The organism is Halocynthiibacter sp. SDUM655004, from assembly GCF_026015885.1.
GTDB lineage: Bacteria > Pseudomonadota > Alphaproteobacteria > Rhodobacterales > Rhodobacteraceae > Falsihalocynthiibacter > Falsihalocynthiibacter halioticoli.
Genome location: NZ_JAPDUG010000003.1, coordinates 137807 through 155335, shown reverse-complemented (window position 1 = coordinate 155335; position 17529 = coordinate 137807). Strand labels below are relative to the sequence as shown.

At 53.9% G+C, this 17529-nt stretch carries 18 protein-coding genes; 8 read left to right on the top strand and 10 right to left on the bottom strand.

Annotated features, from left to right (window positions below; translation table 11 throughout):
• The first annotated feature begins 7 nt into the window (after positions 1 to 7).
• Positions 8 to 1288, top strand: a complete 1281-nt coding sequence (locus N9C89_RS14090) for a 3-deoxy-D-manno-octulosonic acid transferase (protein WP_263954622.1) — start codon at positions 8 to 10, stop codon at positions 1286 to 1288.
• The gene (lpxK, locus tag N9C89_RS14085) at positions 1288 to 2277 is read left to right on the top strand and encodes a tetraacyldisaccharide 4'-kinase (protein ID WP_263954621.1); all 990 of its coding nucleotides are present in this window, start codon (positions 1288 to 1290) and stop codon (positions 2275 to 2277) included. Before N9C89_RS14090 ends, lpxK begins: the two co-directional genes overlap by 1 nt.
• Here lpxK and N9C89_RS14080 read toward each other — a convergent pair.
• From N9C89_RS14080 to N9C89_RS14070, 3 genes are read right to left on the bottom strand one after another with little or no spacing between them, the layout of a single operon-like run.
• Entirely contained in the window at positions 2274 to 3386 is a 1113-nt protein-coding gene (locus tag N9C89_RS14080; protein WP_263954620.1) for a CaiB/BaiF CoA transferase family protein, read from the bottom strand. The genes lpxK and N9C89_RS14080 overlap by 4 nt on opposite strands.
• Positions 3387 to 3388: 2 nt before the next feature.
• Complete coding sequence (locus N9C89_RS14075) at positions 3389 to 3991, bottom strand: DsbA family protein (protein ID WP_263954619.1); 603 nt, start codon at positions 3989 to 3991, stop codon at positions 3389 to 3391.
• Between the two features lie 11 nt (positions 3992 to 4002).
• Complete coding sequence (locus N9C89_RS14070; RefSeq protein ID WP_263954618.1) at positions 4003 to 4536, bottom strand: DUF721 domain-containing protein; 534 nt, start codon at positions 4534 to 4536, stop codon at positions 4003 to 4005.
• An 81-nt stretch (positions 4537 to 4617) separates the two neighbouring features.
• Between N9C89_RS14070 and mutY the strand changes: the two genes are divergently transcribed.
• Both mutY and N9C89_RS14060 read left to right on the top strand, forming a co-directional pair.
• A complete protein-coding gene (mutY, locus tag N9C89_RS14065; protein ID WP_263954617.1) occupies positions 4618 to 5658 on the top strand; it encodes an A/G-specific adenine glycosylase in 1041 nt (346 codons plus the stop codon).
• Between the two features lie 16 nt (positions 5659 to 5674).
• Complete coding sequence (locus tag N9C89_RS14060; protein ID WP_263954616.1) at positions 5675 to 6808, top strand: alkane 1-monooxygenase; 1134 nt, start codon at positions 5675 to 5677, stop codon at positions 6806 to 6808.
• Positions 6809 to 6903: 95 nt separating this feature from the next.
• Here the strand turns inward: N9C89_RS14060 and N9C89_RS14055 are convergent, their stop codons facing one another.
• From N9C89_RS14055 to N9C89_RS14045, 3 genes are all read right to left on the bottom strand, one after another.
• Entirely contained in the window at positions 6904 to 8019 is a 1116-nt protein-coding gene (locus tag N9C89_RS14055; RefSeq protein WP_263954615.1) for a site-specific DNA-methyltransferase, read from the bottom strand.
• Positions 8020 to 8107: 88 nt separating this feature from the next.
• Positions 8108 to 8758, bottom strand: coding sequence for a ribonuclease HII (locus tag N9C89_RS14050; protein WP_263954614.1), 651 nt, complete (start codon positions 8756 to 8758; stop codon positions 8108 to 8110).
• A 37-nt stretch (positions 8759 to 8795) separates the two neighbouring features.
• Entirely contained in the window at positions 8796 to 9257 is a 462-nt protein-coding gene (locus N9C89_RS14045; RefSeq protein WP_263954613.1) for a hypothetical protein, read from the bottom strand.
• A gap of 140 nt (positions 9258 to 9397) precedes the next feature.
• Between N9C89_RS14045 and N9C89_RS14040 the strand changes: the two genes are divergently transcribed.
• The 3 genes from N9C89_RS14040 (at position 9398) to N9C89_RS14030 (ending at position 12704) form a co-directional block, all read left to right on the top strand.
• The gene (locus N9C89_RS14040; protein ID WP_263954612.1) at positions 9398 to 9679 is read left to right on the top strand and encodes a hypothetical protein; all 282 of its coding nucleotides are present in this window, start codon (positions 9398 to 9400) and stop codon (positions 9677 to 9679) included.
• Positions 9636 to 10355: a winged helix-turn-helix domain-containing protein gene (locus N9C89_RS14035; protein ID WP_394358514.1), complete on the top strand. Its 720-nt coding sequence runs from the start codon at positions 9636 to 9638 to the stop codon at positions 10353 to 10355. Before N9C89_RS14040 ends, N9C89_RS14035 begins: the two co-directional genes overlap by 44 nt.
• Positions 10356 to 10751: 396 nt before the next feature.
• Positions 10752 to 12704: a VapE domain-containing protein gene (locus N9C89_RS14030; RefSeq protein WP_263954609.1), complete on the top strand. Its 1953-nt coding sequence runs from the start codon at positions 10752 to 10754 to the stop codon at positions 12702 to 12704.
• Between the two features lie 497 nt (positions 12705 to 13201).
• Here the strand turns inward: N9C89_RS14030 and N9C89_RS16155 are convergent, their stop codons facing one another.
• Positions 13202 to 13573, bottom strand: coding sequence for a hypothetical protein (locus tag N9C89_RS16155; protein WP_317134936.1), 372 nt, complete (start codon positions 13571 to 13573; stop codon positions 13202 to 13204).
• On the opposite strand from N9C89_RS16155, the gene N9C89_RS16150 reads away from it, so the two are divergent.
• Complete coding sequence (locus tag N9C89_RS16150) at positions 13572 to 13832, top strand: HGGxSTG domain-containing protein (RefSeq protein ID WP_317134935.1); 261 nt, start codon at positions 13572 to 13574, stop codon at positions 13830 to 13832. The two genes, N9C89_RS16155 and N9C89_RS16150, sit on opposite strands and share 2 nt — an antisense overlap.
• A 109-nt stretch (positions 13833 to 13941) precedes the next feature.
• On the opposite strand, the gene N9C89_RS14020 is transcribed toward N9C89_RS16150, so the two are convergent.
• From N9C89_RS14020 to N9C89_RS14010, 3 genes are all read right to left on the bottom strand, one after another.
• A complete protein-coding gene (locus N9C89_RS14020; protein ID WP_263954607.1) occupies positions 13942 to 14595 on the bottom strand; it encodes a thermonuclease family protein in 654 nt (217 codons plus the stop codon).
• A gap of 77 nt (positions 14596 to 14672) precedes the next feature.
• A complete protein-coding gene (locus N9C89_RS14015) occupies positions 14673 to 16631 on the bottom strand; it encodes a DUF2075 domain-containing protein (protein WP_263954606.1) in 1959 nt (652 codons plus the stop codon).
• Between the two features lie 344 nt (positions 16632 to 16975).
• Complete coding sequence (locus tag N9C89_RS14010; protein ID WP_263954605.1) at positions 16976 to 17161, bottom strand: hypothetical protein; 186 nt, start codon at positions 17159 to 17161, stop codon at positions 16976 to 16978.
• Positions 17162 to 17529: the final 368 nt, after the last annotated feature.

Genomic DNA, 17529 nt, shown 5'->3' with positions numbered 1-17529 from the left:
CCGGAACATGACCCCCAAGATTTCACTCAAGATCGGTTCGAAATCCAAACCATTGGTTGGCCTTAAAGAAAAGCTGACCAAAGAGGATACAGCCGCATCACGAGAAGAAATGGGGGTGCCAAGTGTTGAACGACCAGAAGGGCCTTTGGTTTGGTTTCACGCCACAACAGAGAATAAATCCCAACCGCTGGCAAAGGTGGTAAGACAGTTGAGCGAGGATTGGCCGCGGGTCAATTTCCTGCTCACGTCGCCCCGCGCGCGTCGCTCCACCATCTCAAAAAACGGTTTCCCAAGCGCATGCATCCACCAATATGCACCGGCAAATCTCCTTGAGTTTTGCGAGAGCTTTCTTGACGCTTGGGCACCGGATATCGCCGTTTTCAACGGAATAGAGACAGAAAGCCCGCTTCCCCGCCTTCTTGCAGAGCGCAACATCCCCCTGCTCCTAGTGAACGCATCTGTGAGCAAACGCGATCTTAACGGCATCCAAGCTCTATTGAGCGGGCACCGCAAATTGTTACGGACGCATTTACAGTATTTCGACCATATCGATACGATAGATGCCGCAACGGCAAAAGAGCTTACGTCTTTAGGTATTGAGGAAAGCAAAGTGCGAGTCGCCGGTCCGATCAGCGAACTCAGCGCAACATTGCCTTGTGTCGAAACTGACAGGCAGGAATTGTCTTCTGCAATTGGCGGCAGGCCAACGTGGCTCGCGAGCAATGTTGCAAGTGAGGAAGATGCGCTCGTTCTTGCGGCGCACTTACAGGCAAGCCGCACGACCCATCGCCTTCTCTTGATCCATTTGCCCGACACACCCCAACGCGGCGAAGCGCTATCGGAACAGCTCAACGAACAAGGTTTTCGGGTTTGTCTTAGATCGCGGGGCGAAGTACCGGACGAAGAAACTCAGGTGTTCATCGCCGACACTGAAAATGAAATCGGCCTTTGGTATCGCCTCGCAACCGTCGCATTTCTTGGAAATTCGTTCATTGCGACAGGAACGGTCCAAACCCCATACGAAGCCGCAGGGCTCGGGTCCGCCATTCTGCACGGACCCAATCTTGGAAATTTCACGGAAGCCTTTGAAACACTAGATGAACAAGGCGGTGCTCAGCTTGTGGCACGCGGAGCGGAACTTGGCGATGCTCTATTGAACCTCTTGCCCCCTGATCGAGCCGCCGCAATGGCGCATGTTGCTTGGGAGGTCACCACCAGCGGTGCCCAAGCAACCGACCTTGCCGTTGCCAAGATCGAAGACATGCTCGACGAGATCGGAGCCTACTGATGAGATCGCCGCGCTTCTGGTATCACCCAAAACCGAATGCTCTACGCGATATGGCGCTCGCTCCTCTTGGTCGAATTTATGCCAAAGGCACCGCCCGAAGACTTGCCTCCGAACGCGGCTATCGCCCCGATGTTCCGGTGATCTGCGTGGGCAATATCAATGTGGGCGGAACTGGCAAAACACCAACGACGATTGCGATCATTCAACACCTTCAGTCGCGCGGGAAAACGCCCGTCGTTGTGTCGCGCGGGTATGGTGGATCTTTGGAAGGGCCAATTCGAGTCGATCCGATTGCTCATAGCGCCGATCAAGTCGGAGACGAGCCGCTGCTAATCTCTGCATTCTGTGATTGCGTGATTGGCAAAGACCGTGCCGCGGGTGCGCAACTGGCTCAGTCGCTCGGTGCTGATGTCATCGTTTTAGACGACGGCTTCCAAAACCCCGCCGTACAGAAAGACCTTTCGATCGTTGTTGTTGACGCGCGTCTTGGTTTTGGAAATGGAAAAGTGCTGCCCGCCGGCCCATTGCGCGAACCGCTACATGTGGGTCTATTACGAGCGGATTTCGTGCTTTCGATCGGTGACTCAGAAAACCAAGCCGCATTTGATAAGAAATGGGCCCATACGATTGAATGCCCCCATTTGCGCGGTCATCTGGATGTCTTGCAAATGGGAATGAGCTTTGAAGGGCTGCGCGTTCTGGCATTTGCCGGAATTGCACACCCAGAGAAGTTTTTCACGACACTCAAGAACGAAGGTGCCGAACTGCTTCGTTGCGAGTCATTGGCCGATCACCAGCCTTTAAGCGAAACGCTCATGAAAAGACTCGAGCTGGAGGCGGATTCCTTAGGAGCGCAGCTTGTCACCACCGAGAAGGACGCCGCGCGCCTCCCAGAGGATTTCCGCCCTAAGGTTCTGACGTTGCCCGTGCGTTTAAAGATTAAAGATACAAGCGCACTAGACGCCGAACTTGCGAAATTCAGTCTCTAATCCTTACCTAAACGCGGTGAAGCACGGTCAAGATCGAGTTCACTTTCGGAAAAGCGGATCGGGGATTTCACTCCGGGAACACCTTCAGGCTCGATTTTCATTTCGCGATGCAAGACCTGCGGATCGGCAAAAACCTCTGCCATATTGTTAATCGGTCCTGCTGGAACGCCCTCGTTTTCACAGGCCTCCAAGAGTTCGGCTTTAGTCATTTGCAAAGTCTGATGTTCCAGCAACCCGCCAATTTCTTCGCGATTGCTCACACGCATATCATTCGTTGCGAACTTCGGATCCTCTGCCAAATCACCTAGGCCGAGAATTTTGCAAAGACGCTGAAATTGCCGATCATTGCCGACTGCGATGATGATATGGCCATCAGAGCAAGCAAAGGTTTGATATGGCACAAGATTCGGGTGCGCGTTCCCGACGCGCGTTGGCGAAATACCTGTCGCGAGATAGTTCATGCTTTGGTTGGCAAGGATCGCCGTACCGACATCGAGCAGCGACATATCAATATGCTCACCACGACCAGTCGTATCGCGCTTGTGAAGGGCCGCAAGGATCGCCGTACTTGCATAAACACCGGTAAAAATATCCGTGATCGCAACACCGATCTTTTGAGGATGACTCTGCGGATCACCCGTAACCGACATCAAACCTGACATGCCCTGAATAATAAAATCATAGCCCGCACGTTTTGCGTATGGGCCTGTTTGGCCAAATCCGGTGATTGAGCAATAGATCAGGCGCGGGTTGAACTCGGAAAGGCTCTCATAGTCGAGGCCATACTTGGCCAAGCCACCAACTTTGAAATTCTCGATAAGGATGTCAGCGTCTTTCACCAATTCGCGAACGGTTTGCTTACCTTCTTCTGTTCGAAAGTCAGCGCAAACCGAGTGTTTTCCGCGATTGGTGGCGTGGAAGTACGCCGCCGTTCGTTCGCCTTTATGATCAACATAGGGCGGACCCCAACGTCTGGTGTCATCCCCTTCGGGGCTTTCGACCTTGATGACATCCGCACCAAGGTCAGAAAGCAATTGTCCGCACCATGGGCCCGCTAGAACACGGGCCAATTCAACGACCTTAAGGCCGGATAATGGCGGATTAGACACTGTTACAGCAACGAATCGAGGTGCTTGGAGAAGTCTTCGTAGTTCGCATTCCCGAAGGGCTCCCCGTTGATGATGAACGAAGGCGTACCGGTGATGTCATCCGCGGTGGCGTTCTTCTGGTACCATTCAACGAGCTTTTGTGCGGTTTCACCATCAGCCATGCAAGCATCAAGCGCGTCTTGCTCAATTCCGGCTTTCAGGCCGATCTTGCGTAGATTTTCCGCAATCTCAGCTGGTTCGCCTTTGGCCCATTCGCTTTGGGTGTCATAAAGCATATCCGAGATTCCAAAGAACCGCATATCACCACCGCACCGTGCGATCATCGACGCCCAGAGGCCGTAACGGTCAAAATAGACTTCGCGATAGATAAATTTAACCTTGCCCGTATCAATGTAATTTTCCTTGAGCTTGTCAAAAACTGCTTTGTGGAAGTTTGCACAATGTGGGCAGGTATAGGACGCGTATTCAATCACGGTAATCGGAGCATCGTCCGCGCCGAGGGTCATATCTTTAATACCGCTCTCATCCTGTGCAAAAGCAATGCCGCCCGTAAATGCGGGTATCAAAGACAGCGTCAAAGCAGCGGTAAATTCACGACGTTTCATAGGGTACCTTCTTAGTTATTTTTTCGTGACAGAATCTTCGCACCAAGATTCGCGAGTGCAGTACGAAGATCATCATTCTGGATTGATGCAGAGGCTTTAGCCGCCTGATCAAATTGTTCAGGTTTAGGGGCAACGCGCGTTTTCTTGGGCGCGTGCTGAAAAGCAACTTTGCCGTCGGCAAATCCGTGCGGCGAAGTCTGGGTGATACGAACGCGCGATATCGCGGCGTGGCCGTATACCTGGTTCACACGTGTTCTGATTTGCTCTTTTTGCATTTCAAGCATTGGGGCCTGCGCCCCCGTTGTCAGCAGGGTTAGGGTCGCTCCGAAGCTTCCGCGCCCGTACTTCACATCAACAGGTCGCGCAATCTTGGCGATATCCTCGCCAACAACCTCGACCCAGTGCGTGATCAACCGAGACACAGCAAAGCCACGAGATTCCGCCGACTTTCGAATCTGCCTTTGAAGCAAACTCGACGTCCGCTCAAACCCGCGTTTCCGGCGAGCTGGCGCAGTATTTTTCTCTGATTGCGGGCGCGGCTTCATCTGTTATTCCCAGTTTCGTTTGCTATTCTATGCGCGTCGCCAGCATGTGCCAGAGAAATAGCTATAACAAGGGGATAAACATTGCGTGACATGCTGATTTCCGCCGACCTACTTGCTTGGTATGACGTTCACGCGCGCGAATTGCCTTGGCGCGTCGGTCCGAAAGAAGACCGTTTGCCTGACCCTTACCGCGTTTGGCTCTCCGAGATCATGCTTCAACAAACCACCGTCGCCGCTGTTAAGGCATATTTTGCCAAGTTTACCGAAACTTGGCCGACTGTTCAGGATCTTGCCGCCGCTGAAGATGCCGATGTTATGGCCGCATGGGCTGGGCTTGGGTATTACGCGCGGGCGCGAAATTTGTTGAAATGCGCTCGGGTCGTAGCCGGTGAATTGAATGGTGCGTTCCCTGATAATCGCGAAGGCCTGCAAAAACTCCCTGGAATAGGGCCGTATACTTCTGCGGCGATTGCCTCGATCGCATTTGGGCAGCGCGAAACGGTTGTCGATGGCAATGTGGAGCGCGTTATGGCACGGCTCTACGCCGAAGAAACGCCGCTTCCGACATCGAAACCTTTGTTGCGGGACTACGCAGAAGCCCAAACGCCAAAGAATCGCGCAGGAGATTATGCGCAAGCGGTTATGGACCTCGGCGCGACGGTTTGTACGCCTAAATCGCCAGCCTGTGGCATTTGTCCGATCCGTTCGCATTGCAACGCACAGAGCCAAGGCATTGAACGCGAGTTGCCCAAGAAACTGCCAAAGGCGGCGAAACCAGTTCGACGCGGGATTGCCTATGTTGTTCGCCGCGAGGATGGTGCCGTGCTTCTTGAAACGCGCCCGGAAAAGGGGCTTCTCGGGGGTATGCTTGGCTGGCCTGGAACGGATTGGGCCGAAACAGAGCCTGTATCGGAGCCGCCAATTGATGCAGACTGGATCACGCTTAACGAAGAAGTACGCCACGCCTTTACGCATTTTCACCTCAGACTCACCGTTCACGTCGCGGAGGTGCGGCAAGATGCGCGCGCTTTCCGTGGGGGATTTGTTGACCCATCGGACTTTCGCGCCAATGATCTTCCTACCGTGATGCGCAAAGTTCACGCCCTAAGCAGCAGTTCCTGAACACAAAGAGCCTCTGATGACCAACCCGAACGCCTCTTTTTCCCTAACAAGCGCCCTACCCTTCTGGCTCTCTTTGGGGATGATCCCGCTCGCGATAATCGGAGCGGTTTATGGCGGATGGTTTGTAGTGCTCTTGCCATTGTACGGCTGGTTTTTGTTTGGAATTCTTGACGCACTCACGGGGCTGAACCTTGTAAATTTTGACCCTAACACACCTGAAAGCGATCTGTTTTGGTATCGCCTAATCACACTCATGTGGTTCCCGATCCAGTTCTGCGTGATCTTTGGGCTGATCGCTTATGTGCCCACTGCGGAGCATTTGGGCGCATTGGAAAAGTTTGGCCTATTCTTTGGCGTTGGCGTTATTTCCGGTGCGATTGGAATCACTTATGCCCACGAATTGATGCACCAGAAAAACCGCGTTGAACGCTGGTTGGCTGATCTATTGCTCGCAACGGTTCTGTATAGTCATTTCCGATCAGAGCACCTTTTGGTTCACCATATTTATGTAGGAACGCCGCGCGATCCTGTTACCGCACGCTATAACGAGGGCTTCCACCGTTTCTATCCCCGGGTACTTCGTCAATGTTGGCATTCGGCATGGAGCGCAGAAAAGAGAATGCAGCTTCGGCGGAAGAAACACCCGCTCAATTTGCGCAATCCGTTTTGGCGCTATTGGGCATTGCAGTTACTGTTTCTCGCGCTCGCATGCGCGATTGGCGGATTTGAGGGGATGGTCTTGTTCTTGGTGCAAGCCGGCGTTGCGATCTGGCAGTTGGAGTTGACCAATTACATCGAGCACTATGGTCTAACGCGCAAACATCTTGGCGACGGGAAATACGAACACGTCAAGCCCCGCCACAGCTGGAATGCCGCTCACAAGGCCAGCAATTGGTTGTTGATCAATCTTCAACGCCACAGCGACCACCACTACAAACCTGATCGCCGCTTTCCGCTTTTGCAGAACTACGATGAAGACGAAGCACCACAGCTTCCTTTCGGTTATCCGGTCATGACTTTCGCTGCGATGATCCCGCCGCTTTGGCGCCGCACGATGAACCCGCGTGTTCGCGCTTGGCGCAAAAAATATTATCCCGAGATCACAGATTGGGAACCGTACAAGACAGCCACCACTCCGATGCCACGATGAAAAAGGCCCTGCCGCACATTAGGCGGCAGGGCAAGGTCGTGCCGTGGAAGTCAGGCCACAGGCACCGGCGGTAAACTTTGTTGTTTCTGGTGTTTCTAGTTCGGGCGATCCGTCATTTCGGCACGGATTTGCTGGCGCAAAAGATCAATCGGAACTTGTTTTCCGTCTTGCTTATAGCACCAATATGTCCAGCCATTACAGCTTGGCGCGCCTTCAAGTGCAGCACCAACCTGATGGATCGAACCCTTCACGTCATCTCCAATCAGAGTGCCATCTGCGCGCACTTTGGCCTTGTGACGTTTGTTCATTGAATAAAGCTCATCACCTGGCTGAAGCATACCGCGCTCAACCAACTGACCAAATGGAACGCGCGGCTCTGCGCGCTTGGACTGCGAAACCTGCAGGCTCTCTTTGTCGAATTTACGAACGTTCTTAAGGCGCTTCGCTGCAACTTTCCGATAGGCCTCTTCGCGCTCGATACCGATGTATTCACGGCCGAGCTTCTTAGCTACAGCGCCAGTAGTTCCCGTTCCAAAGAACGGATCAAGCACAACATCACCAGGATTAGTTGTTGAAACGAGGATGCGATGCAGAAGGCTCTCTGGCTTCTGGGTCGGATGCGCCTTTTCGCCCGCATCGTTCTTGAGCCGCTCGTGACCATTACAGATCGGCAGAACCCAATCGGAACGCATCTGAATGCCTTCGTTCAACGACTTAAGCGCTTCATAGTTAAAGGTGTATTTGCTGGCTTCTTCCTTGCTCGCCCAGATCATTGTCTCGTGCGCATTGGTAAGGCGCTTACCGCGGAAGTTCGGCATCGGGTTGCTCTTGCGCCAAACAACATCGTTCAGAATCCAGAATCCTTCGTTCTGCATTGCCGCGCCAACGCGGAAGATGTTGTGATAGCTGCCGATGACCCAGATTGCGCCATTCGGCTTCAGGATACGGCGGGCCGCTTTGAGCCACGCTTGTGTAAAGCGGTCATATGCAGCGAATGATGAAAACTGATCCCATGCATCATCAACGGCATCAACTTTGGAATTATCAGGGCGATGAAGATCGCCTTTGAGCTGAAGATTATAGGGGGGATCTGCAAAGATAAGATCAACCGAGTTCTCTGGTAGACTGTTCATCACCTCGATGCAGTCACCGTCAATAATCTGGTTAAGAGGCAATTTTACAGCCTCTTTTGCTTTGGTTTTCGTTTTCATTACTGCCTCATATGTTGCGCATTTTTGCGCTTACTTATTGAGGACTAGGATGATTCATCGCGGATTCGTCGTCAATTTCTTTTTTGAATCAATCACTTATCTTTTTGTCTTGATACAAGATATTGTGGACGGGTTTGAACGAACGTCTATGGTGTGGGGTCACCCCAAGATTTTGGAGCGCCAACATGTGGCTTTTTGATCCATATCCCGCGTTGGTTTCCCAGCCATAACCAGGATGCTGTTGCGCCAAATCCACCATGATCCGATCGCGGCATGTTTTCGCAACGATTGAGGCCGCTGAAATGGAAACTGATTTGCTATCGCCTTTCACAACAGCCTCAGATGCAATCGTGAGTCCGCGGGGAATCATATTACCGTCGATCAAGACATAATCTGGCACAACAGGTAGCCCGGCGATTGCACGCTCCATCGCGATATGGCTGGCGCGGAGGATATTGTGCTCGTCAATTTCCTCAACGGTGGCATGAGCAATCGAGACCTTTGCTTTCGCGTGGATCTCCTCTTCAAGCACAGCGCGGCGCTTCGCGGTGAGAGCCTTGCTGTCATTGAGCCCTTCGGGAATCTCAGACGGATCAAGAATAACCGCCGCTGCAGTTACCGGCCCTGCAAGCGGCCCGCGACCAACTTCGTCCACCCCCGCAATCACTCTGGCGCCACGTTCAATGGCGGCTTGTTCCAGTTTGAAATCGGGGGCGGGTTTTGGTGGCTTTGTGCTCATAGGGTTGGATTACGCATCATGCTGGTCATTGCAAGCCCTAGTAATAGTTCCTCGCTTCGTAACCGTATCGGCGCAGGCAGCGGGGCTGATACACCCGACGTGTCCCCTTATCCGTCCAAAGTGTTTCGCGGCACTGATTTGGCATCTGCTTCTCGAATTTAAAGTTGCGCTCAAGACAGGTTTCATTGAATGCGGTTTCTTTTCCACCCTGAACGCGGAATGTTTGGAGGCAGCTTAAAGGCAGGCTCCTGCGTTGATTGCGATTACTGGCCTGTCTCCGGCGTTCTTGCTCGCGCTTCTTCTTCGCCTGTTCTTGTTTCTTCTTCAGTTGTTCTTGTTTCTTCTTGTTTGATTCATGTGCGGCCAATCCAAGCAATGTCACAAGAGCAGCCGCCGCAATGAAATTTTCTGTTTTCTTACTATCGGCAATCGCGGGCGTCGTTGCGAGCGAGAGGCTAAGTGCAGCGGCGGAGAGTGCGGTGGTAAGTTTCGTGAACATTGCGTTGATCCTTTTTTTCGTATCGAAGGTACAACGTCAGAATTTGTGTCCACGCCATGTCACACAATAACGGGCGCTTGTTATCGGATAACAATGCCACCGTTATTGAATATCCCAGACTATTCGCGCATGGTTCCTGCATGATGAAACATATTGTATTCACACTCGCCCTTCTTTGCGCCGCGCCTGCTTCTGCCGCGTGTTATGCCGATTACAAAGCGAAACGGGATGACCCGCTTCGTTTGCACTATGGTGTGGTCGAGCTTGCCGAAAAGAACTGCAAAAAAGCAAAGGCAGGCGACGCTATCTCGAACCGCATCAGCAAAGACGGCTGGACGCTCCTGACAGTCATCAGCGTTTTTGACCAATCTGGCCTTAATGCGAAGAAGGAGAGCGCGGGTGACTATTTCCTCCGCTACTAAGGCAAAACTTTCCGGCAACAGAGTCGTCGTTACCGGCCTCGCGGCGATTGTAGCAATCTTATTGGTTGCCGCAGCACTCCTTCTGCTGAACCTACCCGACGCAAATGTATTTAACGCGCGTGTCGAACAGCTTTTCATTGAGAACGATGACCTTTCATCCGGCGCAGAAATCAAGCTGCTCGAAATTCTTGCTGAATCCGGAACAGCGTTCTCGGATACGCTAAACTCATACAGGCTCATCATTCTCGTTTTGTTGATCTTTGCTACGGCATTGATGATCGCCGCCGTTGTGTTTCTCGCCACAATAATCCTTCTGACGCGGCGCATGGGCGAGATCGAAAAGTCCGGAATTCAGGTAAGCTCGCTCCTCATCAGTCGTGAAGAGAACACGGTGTACCTGAACAACATGGAATTCACGCTCACCGCAGCGGCCATCGAAACGCTTTCCGTTCTGGCAGAAGCGCGAATGGACGATGAAGTTATGTCAGGCGCACAGATCGAAGCGGTTGTTTCTGGCAAACACGAATCTGATTGCGAAGAGGCCGCCGGAGCGACGCGGATCAAACGCCTAAGAGACTCGCTTGGAAACCAACTCGTCAGCGAACTCCTCGTCAAAAACATCGCGCGTCGTGGCTATATGCTTTCGATCGACAAAGACGTCATCAGAATGGTTTAGGCAAATTTCCCGCACGAAAGCTAAATGACAGACGTGGCGACCCCGGCAGAACTGCCAAGGGTCGCACTTTTCCAAAGGAAATCAAGTTGGCGGTTGGGACACACTCATTGTTTTCGGCCTCAATCGGAGCAATAGCTTAGATAACAGCTCGGGACACATCTCCCGCGATCGAACAAACGAAAACCCCGGCGCGACGGCAATCGCAACCGGGGTTGAAGACGTTGTGGAAAGCGTCTGTTTGAGCGGCAATCATAGCGCAGTCCTCTTCTGTCTGGCAATGCCTTGGAGAAGCGGATGTAAGATCAATGTACTGATGATGGAGAGCGTTGGGTCGAAAGTTGCCATTGTAGAAGCTTGTGTCCCCTTCGAACCGTTGCCATTTGTGGGGGTGGCGGGATGAAGGACACCATCAATAGCCCATCCGCACTGGATTACGCACTGGAACTCGCCGACACCTATGGCTGGCATGTATTTCCGGTTATGTTGAAGCCGAAGTCGGACAGCAAGACCGAGAAAATTGCGCTGGTAAATTGGGCAACTGAGGCCAGCAATGACCCCGAAACTATTGAGGCGATGGTCACGAGCCAGAAGGGCGTCCCGGCATGGCATCATGCTTCGCACGTAGGGGTATCCTGCGCTCCTTCCGGGGTCTGGGTGGTTGACGAGGACAAAGCTGACGCAGCGAAGAGCCTAAACCTCCCTGAGACGCTGATCATGAAATCCCGCCGCGGGCGGCATTTTATTTATCAGAGCGCGGTATTCGACCAGCGGAACACCCAGTCCAATCCTGTTCCAGATGTAGACATTCGCGCGAACGGAGGGATGTTTGTCTGTTACGGACAGGTGATCCATAACGCCGAAATTGCGCCTTGGCCGTTCCCCAGTGTCATCTCCAACAAGTCGCCGGAAATCAACCCGAATGGCTCGGACACCCCCTCCTGCGGCCCGTACAAGGGCATAGACGACTACAAGCACCTAACCCTTGCCGCGAGCACGGATGGTCAGAAGCACGCAGCTACGCGCGATCTGGCTGCTTCCTTAGCCGCGCAAGGCGTCAAGTATGAATTCGCCGCTGGTCTGATCATGGCGGTTTGCCCGGTCAACGACGACAACCTGATGAAAACCATCCGGTCGGCTTATGAAAAGTACAGCGTCCCAAACTACCGGCATGCCAACTTCGATTTGGTACGGGATCAAAAGAACCGACCTATCTGGAACGTGGCAAATGCCGAGGTGCTGCTCACGCAGCATCCCGAATGGCAGGGTGTCCTGGGCTTTAACACCTTTACCGGGCGACGGGTGATACTGAAAGCAATGCCCGGTACGACCGGTGAAAACCGGCAACTGGAAGATAATGACTATACGGCAGCGACCGCCTGGTTCAACCGCAACGGCTTCCCGCGTGCGAGTGAGAAAATCGCTGTAGATGCGGTGCGCAGTGCCTGTCGCGCGAACACCATTGATCCGTTGACTGACTATCTTGACGGATTGATTTGGGACGGAACCGAGCGGGCCGGAAGTTGGCTTGTCCACTACGGCGGGGCCGAGGACACAACATTCAACCGGGAGGCAGGAGCGCGTTGGCTCATATCTGCCGTTGCGCGCGCTTTTGAACCGGGTGTGAAGGTCGATCACATGCTTGTCTTGGAAGGTTTGCAAGGCTCGGGCAAGTCGTCGGGCATCCGGGCGTTGGCGGGAGACGGTGATATGTTCGGAGACAACCTTCCGGACATGACCCACAAAGACGCGCAGGAATACGTTCGGGGCAAGTGGATTATCGAGGTCGCGGAGTTGGTCGCAGCGCGGCGCGAAATCAATGCAGTAAAGGCCTTTATATCCCGACAGAGCGATGAGTTCAGATGGTCCTACGGACGCGAAGTTATTCAACAACCGCGTCGCTGCGTATTTATCGGCAGCACCAACGACGATGCCTATCTTCGTGACGAGACAGGTAATCGTCGTTTTTGGCCGGTGAAGATCCAGCACATGGACGTGGACAGATTGGCACAGGACCGCGACCAGTTGTGGGCCGAGGCGGTTGCTATGTACCGAAGTGGTGTCCAGTGGTGGTTGTCGAACGATTTGGAAGCAGCGGCGCAGGAGGCGCAGGCGGGACGGCTAGATGTCGACCCTTGGCTGTCAGACGTTACCGCGTATGTCGCCAACAAGGACATAGTGGCCCCCCGACAGGTCATTGCCGAGGCACTCGGTAAACTGCCCGCGGATGTGTCGCGTGGGGACAGCAACCGCGTATGTGGCATTCTTCGGACGCTTGGTTTCCAGCGCGACGGCAAAATCACATCTGGCCAGTTCAAGGACGCACCCAAATATGCGCGCGTGGGGGCGTGATGCGGCGGATAATAGGCGGACAAGCGGATATACGCGACGGTATTTCCTGTTCAGCGGACAAGCGGACAATTGTTCCACGAAACTCAGAAAACAGTCTCAAGCTATTGATTTATATAAGTGTCATCAGGCCACCGCCCCGACCAAGCGCGCAACCCATAAGGGAGTTCATTGTTGTCCGCTCGTCCGCTCAAAACCGGCGGCAGCGCGAAAATATACAAGGTCGCCTGGCCATCATTGCCCCCCTCAGTGAACGTAAGTGCACTCGCGCTCCAACAACCGCCATGAATGGGGATGGGAATTCACCGGCCTGAGAAAGTACACCAGATGGCGAAACCAAAGCAAGGATACGAAACATGACGAAAGCGAAAGGCCCTCCCATCATGTCGTTGGTCAAAGACCAACAGGCTGACCCTTTTCAGTTCTTGGGAGGGTCAATCGTCGGCGCGTGGAATGATACTCTCTTGAACCAGACCATGATGAGTGTATGGGCCAGGAACTCACCGCCAGAGACGCAGAACAAGCACTTTGATGCAACCCTCGCCGCAATGGCTGGAATGGAGCCAAAAGACGAACTTGAAGCCATGATGAATGCGCAATTGGTTGCTGCGCATAACGCGACAATGGAGTTCTATCGTCGTGCAAGTCAAACAGACCAATCTTTTGAGGGTACGTGTGCGGCACTCAATCAGGCCACCAAGCTGTCCCGCAACTTCGCGCGACTGGTCGAGGTTCGGGACAAACATCGCGGCAAGGGCCAGCAAAAAGTAACCGTCGAGCACGTCCATGTTCACGCAGGCGGTCAGGCCGTCGTAGGCGTCGTCGAACACGCCGGAGGCGGGGGGCAAAACAAACTGGAGGAACAACCCCATGCACAACACGTTACCTATGCATTCGAGCCCGCGGTGTGGTGCGAAGACGCGGGCCGAAACGCCTTGCCAATCCCCAGCGATGGCGAATGGTCGATGCCGAATGCATGGCGGGAAATCACCGGGGGCACCGAAGAGGAATTCTAACGCCTTAAAACACGGCCGTTACACCTCTCACGCTATTGCGGAACGAAGGGCTGTCGCTTCACTAATTCAGGACATGCAGGACCTGGCCGAGAAGATGAGCGCGAAATCGTCTTGATTGCTGTGCACTCAAGTTCATTTCGGAACCTCATCGCGCCCATTCAATATGCTCTTAGCCAGCCTAAGCGCCCTTCGAAGTGCAGAGCGTGCTGTGTCTGACCGACCACTCACCAGAACCTACCGCAAAACCCTTCACTGATCATTACCCCGGCAAGGTCGCGGCCGTCGTTCATCTGGCAGCTTCCGATCTTCCTATCGTAGCTGGTCCGTCCATTTAGGTGGCAGGTTAGCCGTTGGCCGACAACAAGCGTCCGCATCCGTGCCGTGGCTCGCTGCCCCTCGCTGGTATTCGCCTCGGCGCAATCCAAAGAGCCAAAGCGAATAGGAACGCCAGACACCTCGATTGTGTCACCATCTCTAACACGCGTTACCCGCCCGCTGATCGTCTTCGTCGCCGTGAGGGATACAACATGCCCGAGGTATTCCGGAAACCGTTCGGCCGCCTTGAACGCGACAAAACCAAGACAGGCGGCAACGACAAGAGCGCCTCCAGTCGTCGGGCGCCAATCGCGGGTACTATACTTTGGCCGCATGCGTCGGCCTGGTTGTGAGCGGGACAGGGCGATGTTGCCACCGCCATCGACCAATTGAATCAATCGGCGATACTGCTTGCCGCTGAGCCGAGTACTCCGCCCAAAGCGGTCTAACTTGGCTTGCATGTCTCGCAGGAAATTGCGTTCCCACTCGTTGAGCGTGGTCGAAGCCAACGCCAATCGTATGCCTTTTTGAACCTCTTCCAGTTTCTGTTGCGAGAAAGGCATGCGTCTCCTTGCACCGGTGAGAAGTTGGCAGGGTTTGCCAACAAGTTAGCCGTCGCTTGTGGCGTCTCCAACGGCCTTTAAGCGACAGTTGGAAGGCCGCATTCTTGTAAGAACGCGAAAGTCTCATCATAGAAACTCGGAGGTCGAGTTGCATCGGCCGGGCCGCCTCTTGGCACGAAGATCACCATGCCCTGTCGCGCGCGGGTCAAAAGAACGCGATAGGCATTTAGCAGGTATAGTTGCTTAGTTTCATCCCGGACTTGTTGCCATCGCGTGCCCTTGAAAGCGTTGTAGCTCCAGGCGCTATCCACCCTGCGGAGGTCTGCATCCCAGCAAACGCCCGCCCAGTCCAACTCAAGCCCTTGTATGTCGAACTGTGTGGCAACTTCTTCGAGGTGGTAGCTGGAACGAACGTCAAAGCGGTCGTTTAGAAACCAATTGGCGGGGTCGATCTTTGCCTTAACGTGAATGCCCTCTGGACGCAGGCGACACCCGCCAGATGAGGCGACCAGCCCAATCCGTTCTGCACCCCGCGCCTTACCTCGAAGCCAGGTACGCGCTTCGGTCAGATCGCGCGTTAGAAGGATTGGATAGCGGTCTTCCAGCTCTTCGAGTTGGTCTCGCGCGCCAACGGCATCACCATCCAGCACGATACTTACGAACGAAGAAAGTCGCTCCGCTCTAAAGGAACGCATCGAGACCGATAGATGAAAGTCAGGGTGTTTCTGGATGGCAGGCGCCTGAAGCATTTCGGCCGCCTTCTGGTCGACGGTGTAATGCTTATCCTCCAGTAGCGACGAGGCATGTACATCCCAATCGGGAAATTTCGATTGCAGTGCGGTAAGCCATTCCACAAGCCCGGCTTCGCCTGTGTTTATTTCTTGGCCGCCACCGATCAGGCAAACGATCGTGCACCAGTCGGTGTGGCGATCCATTACCCCAATGAGAAACTCTGGCTCCGAAATGTCAAAGCCATCGTGGCCTCGGCCTTGCATGAAGCGTGCAGCTTGGTTGCTAGTCCAAGCGCGCTGTGCCTCATCAAAGACAACGACCTTCTCGAACGGAACCTCTGTGTTGGCCAGATAATGGTCGCGGAAATGGTGGATATTCTGAACAAAGCGGCGGACGGCACGCAGGGCATCGCCCTTTCGAATTCCATCCCGCACGACTTGATCCCTGGCCAACGCCTCGCGCAATACCTCCACCAATGGGCCATTGCCTGAGAGAAACACGGCATGCTCATCCTCGTGCCGTTCGGCACGCTTGGCGGCAATGTTCAGGCCCGCAAGTGTCTTGCCGGCGCCGGGAACGCCGGTAATGAAACAGATCGACTTACGCCCACCGTGCTTGGACGCCTCAATCACCTCGGCGATTCGATCCGATGTCGCCTGCAAGTTTTTCGCGTCGGCGTCAGAGCGAGATATCTCTTCGACCGCATGGCTGCGATAGAGCGCCTCGGCCGCTTCGACAATCGTCGGCGTAGGTCGATAGCCCGAAGACTGCCAGGCGATAGGATCAATGGCCTCCGCGGACGCCTCAGTCGGCGCCAGAGCGGCCAAGGCAGGCGCCAAGCCCTCTGGCCCTATCAATACCGGCTCTGCCACCATGTCGGCCGCCCAGAGCGGCTCTGAGGGGCTGCGCTTCGCGCGCGTTGCGACCAGAACCGGCAAGATGGGGACATCATGGCTGCCGAGGTGAAAATTCTTTAGGTCGAGCGCATAGTCCTCAACCTGGTCTATGGCGTGCCGATCGAAGGACTCAGAACCCACCTTAAATTCGATCACGAAGATGATGCCGTTCCGAATGACGACTGCGTCGGCGCGCTTGCCCATTCGCGGGATCGAGAATTCAAGGAATAGGTGTCCGGCCGAATTTACGTCTAGCTGAGCCTTCAGAATGGCGATTTGGGATAGCCAGGCGCCGCGCTGCTCGTGCTCCAAGGCATGGTGGTGACGCCGCGTGAGTTCACCAAGAATGGCGTCATCGACACTTCCAAGAAATTGAGGTATCGGGGCTGAGTAGTATGAACTTTGCATTGCCGGCAGTATTTAGGTTTTTCAGAGAAATGCAATGCGTTGAGAGCACTTGGACCCAAGCAGCATTTGCGCCATTGCACGCAACACTGTCGGTGAACTTGCGTTCACTTGCACGCCGAAATGCCCGCTTTGGAAACCTGACAAAGTCGTTCATTTCGCCCGCTTCGTTTTCTTGACGCTACGCTGCCTGAGCTGCCGTTCTTAGTTTTCCTTGGCGGCGCGTTCGGTGGCTTTCCTTGCTGATCATTTAGCCTTCGACGTAACTTAACAGCAACCCCCGCGTGTATGCGTCGAAATCCAGGCAGTGAACTTGAGTTCACTTGGCCGCCCAGACAGATCGTCTGTCAGGCTGCGGATTCTATGTGATCCGCAAATATCCGCAACGCCGTTGCCGCCGCATCTCGTTCATCCCGCGCTTGCAGCGCATGGTCATTGACCTGCATCAGGGCTCTAATTTGACGCGCATCACCAGCCTCACATGCGGCAACAGCTTGTTGGATGATTTCGATGAAATTTGTTGGGTGGGTCATGGATTGATCCCGTGGGTTCTATGCCGGGTTTTTTCCGCCATTCCTGCCAAATCTTAAATGATTTCCTGCCGAATTGTAAGAAAAATCCTATTAATCTATTGTTATTAAATGTTTAAATAGAGTTCAGGATATCCCATTTTGATCTTTGAGATAACCGTCATCCTTACCCAAGTAGACGGTCTCCGACAAACTCGGGGCGATGCACAGCGACCAAATCGCGGTGCAATTAAGTTCACTGATCCCGTTTGGCCCCAACACCGGACGTTCGTGCAAGGCGCAGCGAATTCACACTCAGAGCCCAACCCGGCCATTATGATTTTGTGCTGCACGCGCACGCAGCATGAAAATCGCCGCAGTTGCTCGGTCTT